Origin of the sequence: Ruegeria sp. HU-ET01832 (assembly GCF_040371315.1) — a bacterium.
GTDB classification, from domain to species: domain Bacteria; phylum Pseudomonadota; class Alphaproteobacteria; order Rhodobacterales; family Rhodobacteraceae; genus Ruegeria; species Ruegeria lacuscaerulensis_A.
In genome coordinates, this window is the sequence record NZ_BAABWL010000006.1 from 300,724 (window position 1) to 313,448 (window position 12,725).

General features: G+C 58.4%; 9 protein-coding genes. 8 read left to right on the forward strand and 1 reads right to left on the reverse strand.

The window, feature by feature from the left end:
• Positions 1 to 8 precede the first annotated feature (8 nt).
• The 7 genes from ftsA to ABWV79_RS18715 all read left to right on the forward strand — a co-directional run bounded on the left by ftsA (position 9) and on the right by ABWV79_RS18715 (position 9,251).
• A complete protein-coding gene (ftsA, locus tag ABWV79_RS18685; protein ID WP_170353121.1) occupies positions 9 to 1,343 on the forward strand; it encodes a cell division protein FtsA in 1,335 nt (444 codons plus the stop codon).
• Complete coding sequence (locus ABWV79_RS18690; RefSeq protein ID WP_353393849.1) at positions 1,330 to 1,743, forward strand: hypothetical protein; 414 nt, start codon at positions 1,330 to 1,332, stop codon at positions 1,741 to 1,743. Before ftsA ends, ABWV79_RS18690 begins: the two co-directional genes overlap by 14 nt.
• A gap of 350 nt (positions 1,744 to 2,093) precedes the next feature.
• Positions 2,094 to 3,695, forward strand: coding sequence for a cell division protein FtsZ (gene ftsZ, locus ABWV79_RS18695; protein WP_353393851.1), 1,602 nt, complete (start codon positions 2,094 to 2,096; stop codon positions 3,693 to 3,695).
• Positions 3,696 to 3,908: 213 nt separating this feature from the next.
• Complete coding sequence (gene lpxC / locus ABWV79_RS18700; protein ID WP_353393853.1) at positions 3,909 to 4,829, forward strand: UDP-3-O-acyl-N-acetylglucosamine deacetylase; 921 nt, start codon at positions 3,909 to 3,911, stop codon at positions 4,827 to 4,829.
• A 127-nt stretch (positions 4,830 to 4,956) separates the two neighbouring features.
• On the forward strand, positions 4,957 to 5,799 hold the full coding sequence (locus ABWV79_RS18705; protein WP_170352564.1) for an outer membrane protein assembly factor BamD: 843 nt from the start codon (positions 4,957 to 4,959) through the stop codon (positions 5,797 to 5,799).
• A gap of 35 nt (positions 5,800 to 5,834) precedes the next feature.
• Positions 5,835 to 7,484 (forward strand): DNA repair protein RecN, encoded by a 1,650-nt coding sequence (recN, locus tag ABWV79_RS18710; RefSeq protein ID WP_353393855.1) that lies wholly within the window; start codon positions 5,835 to 5,837, stop codon positions 7,482 to 7,484.
• Between the two features lie 81 nt (positions 7,485 to 7,565).
• The gene (locus tag ABWV79_RS18715) at positions 7,566 to 9,251 is read left to right on the forward strand and encodes a chloride channel protein (protein WP_353393857.1); all 1,686 of its coding nucleotides are present in this window, start codon (positions 7,566 to 7,568) and stop codon (positions 9,249 to 9,251) included.
• On the opposite strand, the gene ABWV79_RS18720 is transcribed toward ABWV79_RS18715, so the two are convergent.
• Positions 9,248 to 10,615, reverse strand: a complete 1,368-nt coding sequence (locus tag ABWV79_RS18720; protein ID WP_353393859.1) for a DUF3179 domain-containing protein — start codon at positions 10,613 to 10,615, stop codon at positions 9,248 to 9,250. The two genes, ABWV79_RS18715 and ABWV79_RS18720, sit on opposite strands and share 4 nt — an antisense overlap.
• Before the next feature lie 222 nt (positions 10,616 to 10,837).
• Between ABWV79_RS18720 and ABWV79_RS18725 the strand changes: the two genes are divergently transcribed.
• Positions 10,838 to 12,463: a PQQ-dependent sugar dehydrogenase gene (locus ABWV79_RS18725; RefSeq protein ID WP_353393861.1), complete on the forward strand. Its 1,626-nt coding sequence runs from the start codon at positions 10,838 to 10,840 to the stop codon at positions 12,461 to 12,463.
• Positions 12,464 to 12,725 lie beyond the last annotated feature (262 nt).

Genomic DNA, 12,725 nt, shown 5'->3' on the forward strand with positions numbered 1-12,725 from the left:
CGACCATGATGACCGATCTCTATCAGTCCCAACGGGCCATGCGGCAGATGCGCAGACAGGCGATGCAACGCGGTGTTGTTGCGATTCTGGATGTGGGAAGTTCCAAGATTTCCTGCTTGGTGCTGCGTTTCGACGGAACAGGGCGGTTAAGTGAGGACAACAGCATCGGGTCCCTGGCTGGTCAGACCGGGTTCCGGGTTATCGGCGCTGCGACCACACGTTCGCGCGGGGTGCAGTTTGGCGAAGTCACTGCGATGCAGGAAACCGAACGCGCCATCCGGACCGCTCTTCAAGCTGCGCAGAAGATGGCCGATATTCGGGTCGATCACGTGATCGCCTGCTTCTCGGGCGCGAACCCCCGGTCTTATGGGTTGGATGCGCAGGTCGATCTGGAAGGACAGGTGGTCAGCGAAGCCGAGGTCGGACGTGTGTTGAACGCCTGCGACGTGCCGGACTATGGCGCGGGTCGCGAGGTACTGCACGCACAGCCGGTGAACTTTGCGTTGGACAATCGCTCGGGCCTTATCGACCCTCGGGGGCAGATGGGTCAGACCCTTGCGGTCGATATGCACATGCTGACAGTTGATGCGGTCGCCATTCAGAATATCGTGCGCTGCATCAAGCGCTGTGATCTGGAATTGGCCGGGATCGCGAATTCGGCCTATGTCTCGGGCATTTCCGCACTTGTCGAGGATGAGCAGGAACTGGGCGCGGCCTGTATCGACATGGGTGGCGGCACGACAAGTGTGTCTATCTTTATGAAAAAACACATGATTTATGCCGATTGCGTACGCATGGGCGGCGATCATGTGACGTCAGACATCTCGATGGGGCTTGGCGTTCCTGCGAATGTGGCCGAACGTATCAAGACCTTCAACGGCGGCGTGCATGCTACCGGAGCGGATGATCGCGACCTGATCGACATCGGCGGCGATACCGGAGATTGGGAACATGACCGGCGCACCGTCAGCCGCGCCGAGTTGATCGGCATCATGCGTCCTCGTGTAGAAGAGATTTTGGAAGAGGTCCGCATTCGACTGGATGCTGCCGGGTTCGATCATCTGCCCAGCCAGCAGATCGTTCTGACCGGTGGAGGCAGCCAGATTATGGGTTTGGACGGTTTGGCGACTCGTATTCTGGGGCAGCGCGTTCGTCTTGGCCGGCCCCTGCGTGTTCACGGGTTGCCGCAATCGGCGACTGGTCCGGGATTTTCTTCGGTGGTGGGGCTCAGCTTGTTTGCGGCGCATCCGCAGGATGAATGGTGGGACTTCGAGATCCCTGTCGACACCTATGCTGCACGCCCGTTCAAGCGGGCTGTCCGTTGGTTCCGTGACAATTGGTAAGACACTGGTCGCGGCACTGCTTGTCGTGATTCCCGCCTCGGTTCAGGGTCAGACCCTGATCACGCCCGAGGCTTTTCTGGGGGCCGTTGTAGGCAAGACCGTCAAATTCTACGATTTCCATAACGGTGGCTTGGTTGGCACCGAAGAGTTCCTGAGCCCGAGTCTCTCGGTCTGGCGCATGGAGGGTAGGGGTTGCGTTTACGGAAAAATTACAACCCCCGATGGCCAGCTTTGTTTCCTGTACGACGACGATGCCGATGGATTTCCCGTGTGCTGGTGGCCTTTCGTGCACAATGGTAGTTTCATGGTTCGCCTGGCGACATTGGCGAATACCGAAATCCAGATTGTGAGAGAGATTTCTGATGAGGGACTGAACTGTCCAAGTACTCCTATTGGTTGAAGAATTCCCTTGCGGATGAACGTCGAATCCAGCAAGATATCCACAAGGCCCGACAGAGGCAAAGCGTGAGGACCCGAGCAGTTTTCCGCGCCTTGTAAAGACGATAAATCCGTATGTGACATGCTCGTAATCTACGGCGCGGCGGTCGCATCTGTTGTGCTGGATTGAGTTCGTTCCGCAACATCTGGCAAACAATACGAAATACTGGCGTGGAACGCCTTATTTCCTCCATATTTTGTGGATTCTGGCGATTTTTGGCGTGACGTTTGCGGTTTCGGTCGGTAGAATTGTGGCAGGATAGGTAAGAAAAACACCGCGTTGGCGGAGCATATAAACAGGCGGACAGAAGCATGACATTGAATCTTTCGATGCCCGGGCACGATGAATTGAAGCCTCGGATTACGGTATTTGGCGTAGGCGGGGCAGGCGGCAATGCCGTCAATAACATGATTGAAAAACAGTTGGATGGCGTGGATTTCGTGGTCGCCAACACCGACGCTCAGGCGTTGCAGCAGAGCCAGTCGTCGGCTCGTGTGCAACTGGGCGTGAAAGTCACCGAAGGTCTGGGCGCCGGGGCGCGTCCGACCGTGGGTGCCGCAGCCGCCGAGGAAAGCATCGAGCAGATCGTGGATCATCTGGCTGGCGCGCACATGTGCTTCATCACCGCCGGAATGGGCGGTGGCACCGGAACGGGTGCGGCTCCGATTATCGCGCAAGCCGCGCGCGAATTGGGCGTGCTGACCGTGGGCGTTGTGACCAAGCCTTTCCAGTTCGAAGGCGCCAAGCGGATGCGTCAAGCCGAAGACGGCGTTGAATCGCTGCAAAAGGTCGTCGATACACTGATCATTATCCCGAACCAGAACCTGTTCCGCTTGGCCAACGAAAAGACCACGTTTACCGAAGCGTTCTCGATGGCGGATGATGTTCTGTATCAGGGCGTCAAGGGCGTGACTGATCTGATGGTGCGTCCGGGCCTGATCAACCTCGACTTTGCGGATGTGCGCGCCGTAATGGACGAGATGGGCAAAGCCATGATGGGAACGGGCGAGGCCACCGGCGAGGATCGTGCGGTTCAGGCTGCCGAGAAGGCGATTGCTAACCCGCTGCTGGACGAAATCAGCCTGAAAGGTGCCAAGGGTGTCCTGATCAACATCACCGGTTCGCATGATCTGACCCTGTTCGAGTTGGACGAGGCGGCCAACCGTATCCGCGAAGAAGTTGACCCCGAGGCGAACATTATCGTTGGCTCGACACTGGACACGGCTATGGAAGGCGGAATGCGGGTTTCGGTCGTTGCCACTGGCATTGACGCGACCGAAAAGTCCGAGGATGTGCCGGTTGCGCGTCGCTCGATGTCAGCCCCGCTGACGCGTACTGTGTCGGCAGAAGAGCCTGTGCAGGAAGACGCATATGTTTCCGCGCCCGAACCTGCAGAGGCCGAACCGGCTCGTGAGCCTTCGCTGTTCGAAGCGGCCGAAGAGCCTCAGTTCCAGCCGCGCGCCGAACAGGATGACGATGACCTGCCTCCTCCGGCTTATCAGCCGCGTGTAGCCGAATTCGAGCCGACGCCTGATCCGGTTGAAACTGCGACAGACAGCTATGTCGCGCCTCAACCGCAGCCAGCTGCTGGGACACCATCACCGGAAGCGCTGCAGCGTTTGCAGGCAGCGGTTCAGAATGTTCCACCGTCTGATCGTGGGTACGGGGCACCGCGGCCTCAGCCAACGGCTACGCCGGCACCAGCACCACAATCGGACGCGGATCGTCCCCGGTTTGGGTTTAACCGACTGATAGACAGAATGACCGGCCACGCGGCCGATACGCCGGCACAGCCCCAGCGCCAACAGCCCGTGATGCGCCAATCTGACGCTACGGCGCCGGCGCATGATGAGGCAGACCCCGAGCAAGATCGGATTGAAATTCCGGCCTTCTTGCGGCGTCAAGCCAACTGATCGCGGTAACAAATTGATTAAGAAGGGTCGCTGTTTGGCGGCCCTTTTCCGTTTTAAAACAATTACGTAACCGGGTGTAAGCAGGCTTTTGCCGATCTGTTACATTCATGTTTCATTCGGTTACAAAGAGTGAGTTGAGCCTTTTGCCCGCGTTCCTTAACTGAGATGTCAACACGGCCAAATTAGGTCGGACACCACTCACCGAGGCCCAAATTGCAACATACGCTCAAATCTCCGATCACGTTTACCGGTGTCGGGCTGCATAGCGGCAAGCCTGCGAATATGGTGCTGAAACCGGCGGCAGCTGGCCATGGCATCTGGTTTAAACGTACGGATATTGAACTGGGCAATGCACTGGTCCCTGCGATCTATGATGTGGTCGAGCGGACTCCGCTCTGCACCCGGCTGATCAACGATGCGGGCGCTTCGGTGTCGACGGTTGAACATATAATGGCTGCGCTGGCCGGATGTGGTGTCCACAACGCACTGATCGAGATTGATGGCCCCGAAGTTCCGATCATGGATGGATCGTCAATCGAATTTGTGCGTGGGATCATGGCCAAGGGCGTGCGCCGTCAGGCCAGCCCGGTTCTGGCCTACGAAGTATTAAAGCCTGTGACTGCCTCGCGGGAAGGAGCGAGCGCTTCGATTGCGCCTGCCGACGGTCTGATTATCGACTTCCACATTGATTTTGAGGACAGCGCCATCGGACGCCAGACTAAAACTCTGGACATGCGTAACGGCTCATTTGCGCGGGAACTCAGCGATTGCCGCACTTTCTGCCGCCGCACAGATGTTGAAGCGATGCGCGAAAACGGTTTGGCCCTTGGTGGAACACTGGAAAACGCGGTCGTCGTGCAAGGGAACGAAGTTCTGACACCCGGCGGGTTCCGTCATGCCGACGAAGCCGTGCGCCACAAAATGCTGGACGCACTAGGCGATCTGTATCTGGCCGGTGGTCCGATTCTCGGCCACTTTACCGGGGATAAGTCGGGACATGCGATGACGAACACTCTGCTGCGCAAGTTGTTTGAGACACCCGGAGCAGTTCGTCCGATCCTGTGCACGCCCGAACAGGCTGCCCGTCTGCCAGGGCAAGGACTGGTTTGGAACGAAATTCCCGAAGTCGCTTGATTGGATCAACTCTGTCGACAATTCCGACAGTAGGTAGACTAAGGCGTTTTGCCCCGGAATTATATGTGCTAAACCAAGCCTCAAACCGGGGCGTGCCTCGACAAGCAAGACGACAAGGATAGGCGGAATGGGTGGCACCAAGGCGGCAGTCAGATTCGCGGGCGCGTTTCTTCTGACAGCAGTTTTGACAGCATGCGGAGGCCAGGGGGCTGACCGCAACCAGAATCTTGAGGGGTTCACTCCTGAACAGATATTCACGCGTGGCGAGTTCGAGCTGTCGCAGAATCGGCAGGACGACGCGGCTTGGTACTTCTCTGAAGTCGAGCGCTTGTACCCTTATTCCGATTGGGCCAAGCGAGCGCTGATCATGCAGGCCTTCTCGTATCATTCCGACAAGAATTATGAAGAAAGCCGTGCTGCGGCACAGCGGTTCATAGATTTTTATCCGGCGGATGAGGATGCAGCTTATGCCCAGTATCTTCTGGCGCTTAGCTATTATGACCAAATCGACGAGGTTGGACGCGATCAGGGGCTGACGTTCCAGGCGTTGCAATCGTTGCGGACCGTGATCGAAGTCTATCCTGACAGCGAATATGCAACTTCTGCCGTTCTGAAGTTCGATCTGGCCTTCGACCATCTGGCCGGCAAGGAGATGGAGATTGGGCGCTATTACTTGCGTCAGGATCACTACACTGCGGCGATCAACCGCTTCCGCGTCGTGGTTGAGGATTTTCAAACCACCTCGCACACCGCCGAAGCGCTCTATCGTCTGATCGAAGCGTATCTGTCGCTGGGTCTGGTGGATGAAGCACAGTCGGCAGGGGCAATTTTGGGATTCAATTACCAATCTTCCGAGTGGTATGACGCGGGCTACAAGTTACTGACGTCGCGCGGGCTTGACCTTAAGAGCCGTGGCAACAACTGGCTTAGCACAATTTACCGCCAGACCGTCAAAGGTGAGTGGTTGTAATCGTCATGGCCAAAGCTCCGGGACGCTAGGATCCGATGCTTCGCGCCCTTGATATCCGCGACATGCTGATCATCGACCGGCTGGAACTGACGTTCCAACCGGGTTTGAACGCGTTGACAGGCGAAACCGGCGCAGGCAAGTCGATCTTGTTGGATTCCCTGGGCTTTGTGCTGGGCTGGCGTGGACGGGCCGAACTGGTCCGTCAGGGGGCCGCGCAGGGCGAGGTGGTGGCCGAGTTCGAGCTGTCCGAAGATCACCCCGCCCATGCGATTCTGGCTGAGGCCGGGCTGCCGGGGAGCGAGGAACTGATCCTGCGTCGTGTCAATACCGCCGAGGGGCGCAAAACCGCGTGGGTCAATGACCGGCGCTGCTCGGGCGAGGTGTTGCGGGCGTTGTCCGAGACCCTGGTGGAGCTGCATGGCCAGCATGATGACCGGGGTTTGCTTAACCCGCGCGGGCATCGGGCGATGCTGGATGATTATGCCGGCGTTTCGGTTGATCTGGCTGCGGTACGCACCGCTTGGACTGATATGTCGCGGCTGCGCAAGGCGCTGGCTGAGACCGAAGCGGCGCTGGCCGCTATGCGCGCGGAAGAGGAATTCTTACGCCACGCTGTGGCTGAGCTGGACAAGCTGGACCCGCAACCGGGCGAGGATGCTGATCTGGACGCGCGCCGCCGCATGATGCAAGGGGCCGAGCGCATCCGTGATGACGTGGCCCGCGCGCTTGATCTGTTGGGCGGGAACGGGGCCGAAACGGCCATGTCCGATGCCGTGCGCTGGCTGGAGGGCGTGTCTGACAGCGCCGACGGTCAGTTGGAGGAGCCGATCGCCGCCTTGGGCCGGGCTCTGATTGAGTTGGGCGAGGCGCAGGACGGTGTGAATGCTTGCCTGCAGGCGTTGGAGTTCAATCCGGCGGAGCTGGAACAGGCCGAAGAGCGCTTGTTTGCAATCCGCGCTCTGGCCCGCAAACATGACGTGGCCCCGGACGATCTAGGCGACTTCGCTGATACGCTGCGCGACCGTCTGAACAAGCTGGACGCAGGCGATGCCGATCTGGCCGACCAGCGCGCGGCGGTTGCGGCTGCGCAGGATGCCTATGATCAGGCGGCAGCCAAACTTAGCACCGCACGCCAGCAGGCGGCAGGGCAGTTGGATGCGGCTGTGATGGCTGAATTGGCACCGCTCAAGATGGAACGCGCGGTGTTTCAGACCGAACTCACCGCCGCCGATCCCGGCCCCGAAGGCATTGACGCGGTGGCCTTCACCGTCGCCACCAACCCCGGCGCGCCGTCCGGGCCGCTGAACAAGATCGCCTCGGGTGGGGAACTCAGCCGGTTCCTGCTGGCACTCAAGGTCTGTCTGACCGGCGATGACAGCGCCCGCACGATGATCTTTGATGAGATTGACCGCGGCGTCGGTGGCGCGACTGCAGATGCGGTGGGGCGGCGTCTGGCGTCTTTGGCACAGGGTGGGCAGGTGCTGGTCGTCACACACTCGCCGCAGGTCGCGGCCCGCGCGGCGCATCACTGGCGGGTGCAGAAACAAGTGACCGACGGGCTGACCCTGTCCACCGTCATCCCGCTGGCCGAACTGGACCGCGTGGATGAGATCGCGCGCATGGTCGCGGGCGACACGATCACGGATCAGGCCCGCGCCGCCGCCCGTGCCCTGTTGGACGCATAGCGACTCACAGACGCGCGATCCGGCTTTTATCTGTGCCCTCCGTGGCTTAGTAAGGGATATCTTCTGATCCCCCGAGGGCACATGACCCAGTCAACCCGCACCGTTCTGCGCAACCAACTGCATCAGGCTTTGGCCGCGATGAAGGATGGCTGGCGGGTAATGCGACGGCGGGGGCCAAGCCAGATCCAGTTCTGGTTCATCGCTCTGGCCATCGGCATCGCCGCCGGGTTCATGGCGCTGGGGTTCCGCAAAGGGATCCGGGCGCTGCAGGCGTGGGTCTATGACACCGAAGATATCCTGCTGCTGCATTCCCATGTCGAGAAACTGCCGTGGTTCATCGTGCTGATAACGCCGATCATCGGAGGTCTGATCGTGGGTATCATCCTACACAGGTTCACCGATGACGGGCGCGTGCGTTCGGTCGCGGATGTGATCGAAGGCGCGGCGCTGACTGATGGCCGGGTCGAAGGCAAGGCTGGGATCGCATCCTTGTTTGCGTCGCTGATCACGCTTAGCACCGGTGGGTCCACGGGGCGCGAGGGGCCGGTGGTGCATATGGCCGGGGTGATTTCGACCTGGGTGTCGAACCGTATCCACGCGGATGGGATAACAGGCCGCGACTTGTTGGGTTGCGCAGTGGCGGCGGCGGTTTCGGCCAGCTTTAACTCGCCCATAGCAGGCGCGCTGTTCGCGCTCGAGGTGGTGCTGCGCCATTTCGCGGTTCATGCATTTGCGCCGATCGTGATCGCCTCGGTTGCGGGAACGGTGATCAACCGGCTGGAATATGGCGACGTGACCGAGTTTTCCCTGGATACCCCCGGATCGCTGCAGTTCTATGTCGAGTTGCCGGCCTTTCTGATCCTTGGCCTGATCTGCGGCCTGGTGGCGCTATTGCTAATGCGTTCGATCTTCTTTGCCGAAGACATCGGCAATCACATCCAGACTCGCCTGTCCTTGCCGGGTTGGCTGCGCCCGGCCGTGTCTGGGGCGATGCTTGGTCTGATCGCCATCTGGTTTCCCCATATCATCGGTGTGGGCTACGAAACTACGATCCGTGCCCTGACCGGAGATTTGGTTCTATCGGCAGCCATCATGTTTGCCGTGATTAAGACCGTGGCTGTAGCGATCACCATGGGCGGGCGTATGGGGGGCGGGGTGTTTTCGCCGTCGCTGATGGTGGGGGCGCTGACTGGGTTGGCCTTTGGCCTGATCGCCACTGGGTTGCTGCCGGATGTGTCGGGGACACATACGTTGTATGCTTTCGCCGGAATGGGGGCGGTGGCCGCTGCCGTTCTGGGCGCACCGATCTCGACTACAATGATCGTTTTTGAGCTGACCGGAGACTGGCAGATCGGGTTGGCCGTGATGGTCTCGGTCTCGATGTCGACCGCGCTTGCCTCGCGATTGGTGGACCGGTCGTTCTTTTTAACCCAGCTAGAGCGCCGTGACGTGCATCTCGCCGCCGGGCCGCAAGCGTATCTGCTGGCGATGCTGCGTGCTGGGACGGTGATGCGGCCCTTGGGGGATGCCCGATCGATCAGCCGCGATGAGGCACAGGCGCTGATCGAGCAGGGCTTGTGTGTGCAGGCCAGCGCGACGCTCGAGGCCGCGATGCCTTATTTCGACCGCGAGGATATCCCTTGTATCCCGGTCGTGGTGATCGACGATGACGGGTGCGAAAACCCGGTCGGCGCACTTTATCACATAGATGCGCTTAAGGCTTATAACCGCGCGCTGGCGGCCACAGCCGCCGAAGAGCATTCCTAGCCGCGATAAACTGTTGCCGTGTCGCCCAGATAGTTGTCCCATGCGAACCAGTACGAGATATGCCCGGCCACGCGCGGCAATTCCGTACCGTCCGGTCCGATCAGTTTTTCCTCGGTCAGGCGCCATTTGCGGCCCTGCTGATCAACCAGTCCGCCCTCTGACGCGGTAAAACGGTTTGACCCGCGCTCATAAGCGCGCACGGCGCGTTTGTCGGTATTACCAATCAGAACCAGCGGGCGGTTGGCAATCGCGTCGTTGATCACGCGCGTGCTGTTGAACGCATCCAGCGGCCAGGCCCGTGCCGCGCCGAACTGTCGGATTGCAAAGATATAATCCTTTTGCCGGTGCTGCGATTGATCCACCAGTGCCGGGAACATCAGCTCGGGCGACGCAAAATACTCGCGATAAACCACGCCCGAGCCATAATTCCGACGATGCCCGGTGTTCAGCGACAGGATTTTGGTATCGGGGTGCGACCCTTTCCAGCTTTCCCAAGTGGTGATCACCACGGGGCGCTGTTTAAGCTCGATCCCGCTATCGACCAGCGGGCCGACGACGGGTTTGCCGGTGTATTGGTTCCACAGCGAATGGGTCTCGCGATCGAACATCAGTTTGTTGGACCGATAGAGGAACCCCGACGAGCCAAAGACCAGCGGCTTGCTGCGCCCCGACACTTGCGTTTCAAACAAAATGCCCGATCCGCAGAGCGTGCAATAAGCCAGCGCCAGAGGCACCCCACCGATTACATCGTTGAACATCTCGTGCCAGCCCATGATCCGCAACGGATAGGCGCGCGAATCCCCGTTGATTGAGACGCCAAAGACCAGGTCATCGTCTTTCATGTAGTCCGCGCGCGCGGCCGGGATCAGCGTCGGATTGTCCAGCGAGGGGATGCCGTCCTTTTGAACACCGCCCCATGTGATCTCTTCCAGCCGGATCTTCATTTTGCCGGGTTGCAGGTATTCAGGGCGCAGGAAATCGTCATAATTCGAGTCTATCCCTAACAGCACCTCGCGCTTGAACGGGATCAGCGATGGGTGCGGTACGATCTGTGGATTGCGTTCTTGCCAGATCATCCAGTCGAACCAATCCACACCGATATTCTCACCAGCCAGGGTTTGCATGACTTCCGTGATCTCATCACTGCGCCGACGTCCATAACGCATCGCCGTCAGCAGCGCCGGAATTACATCTGGCTTTCCGCGTTTGACAAGAAACGCCATGCCTTCTTCGAATTCAGAACTGCTTCCGTAAAGTGTCGTGCGGATGGCATCCAGGACAGGATCGCTCTGAGCCCAAAGCGGGGCGGGCAGCATTACAGCGGTCCCCAGAATTCCATTGAAACTACGGCGAGTGATCGGCATTGCGTCCTCCGGCTATGGTCGCACGTATTTTGCACGGGATCGTACCAGAAATCATTCAACAGCCGCGTGAACTCATCGTGAGGGCTGCAAGGGTGCAACGCGAGCGATCTTGTTGTGCGCGGCACGGTCTGGTCGGGTTGCTACCGGTTGTGTTTCAGGGTTCTATGTGGCCGAGCAGCGCCAGAATGCACGGCGAAAACAAAAAAATTTTGAGGTCAGGGAATGAAACTGTTTAAGCGGATTTTGACCAGCCCGGTCATCATGGTGACACTTGCTGCATCTGTCGTGCTATTGGTGCTCGAGGTCGAAGAACTGCGTGAAAGCCACTCGGGTATTACGCATACTGCGCCAATTTGGTCATCTGACCGTGTTGCGCAGGTCGAGACAATTTTTGCCGCCTTGAACATGGAAACTTTGGACGTTCCGGTTGAGCGTATTGGAAGCGGAGGCGCACTAACCAGCCTCGGGAACGATCTCGTTCTTATGACACACGAGGGTGGCTTCTTTGAGGTCGGTGGCGAAGAATCGAAACGACTTGACATAGAGGCTCCACCAAACGGGTGGTCTGCCATGCTGGATTTTGAATCTTCTAATCCAGACTACAATTTTGCCCACTATTTCTTTCGATACAATGATGTGGATGTTGTAGACGATCAACTGATCGTTTCTTTCACAGAATGGGTCGAGGGCGAGAACTGTTATCGCACGGCAATCTCGACCGCGCCATTGCAAGGCGCGTCTGCTGAAACTGCCTCAATCAAAGCCGAAGACTGGACGTTGCTGTTCGGGACAGAACCCTGCCTTGCGCCCAACTCCGAAGGTCGCGCGATTCAGGGCCATATGGCGGGCGGACGGTTTCGTGTAGACGCGAATGGCACATTGTACTTGGCTGCAGGTGACTATGCGCAAGACGGAATTTATGCTCCGGTGCCATTGTCGCAAATCCCGGACCAGATGTACGGCAAGGTGATCGCAGTGGATTTGGCCACTGGCGATAGCCGTATTGTCAGTCAGGGTCATTCGAACATGCAGGGAATAGCGCTGGACCAGGACGGCAAACTTTGGACGGTCGAACATGGCCGGCGCGGCGGGGATGAGCTGAACCTGATCCGCGAAGGCGAGGACTATGGATGGCCACAGGTCTCGCTTGGAACGAGATACAACAAATTGCCGTTACCTGATACGCTGGACTATGGTCGCCATCCCGACTTCCAGCTGCCGGCGTATTCCTGGCTGCCCTCGGTGGCTGTTAGTTCATTGATGTACGTTGATGACTTTCATCCTGCCTGGGATGGGGATTTGATTGCCGGATCGCTGGCCGGGAACAGCCTGTTTCGAATTCGTACCAACGGAGAGAGCATTCTGTTCGCAGAACGTATCCCACTAGGGCTGCGGATTCGATATGTCCATCAACACGGGGACGAGCTTGCATTGTGGACTGATCAGCAAAAAGTGGTCCGTCTAACGGTTGGCGAATTTGATCCCAGTTTCCAATTTGCAGTTTCGAAAATCGGCGATTTGGGGCTGTCAGGACGAAAAGCCAGCGCAGTAGAAACGGCCTTGGATGGCTGTGCGGAGTGTCACGGATTCGGCGTGCTACCCAGCACCAGTGCGCCGTCTTTGGGCGAAGTTTTCGGTCGTCAGATCGCGGGCCTGACCGATTTCGACTACTCGCAGTCATTGTCTGAAGTGGGTGGTAAGTGGACCCGGGACCAGCTTGTTGCGTTCCTTGATAACCCGCAATCCATCGCTGCCGAAACGTCGATGCCTGATCCGTCTCTGGACGACCCCGAAGTGGTAAACGCTATCGTGGATATCCTTATCTCGCTGAGGGAGCAGGCCGAGTGACTTGATACTCTCGCATTTTGGTTTCAACCACTGAGTGTCGCACTCTGGCCGTGGTTACAGAACGCCATGGCCCAGTGTTTTCATTGATTGCCCGGATAAAATCGGCGTTTCACGGGCTGAAACACACTTTGGCTCAACTTTTCTTGATCTAGTTGTTAACTTTCGGTTAATATTAACCAATAGAATTCTGCCCGAGTTCCGCGCTGACCACCTATTTCAACCCTTATTTTGTGCATGGCGTAAGGCTACTCGGCTTTCATAT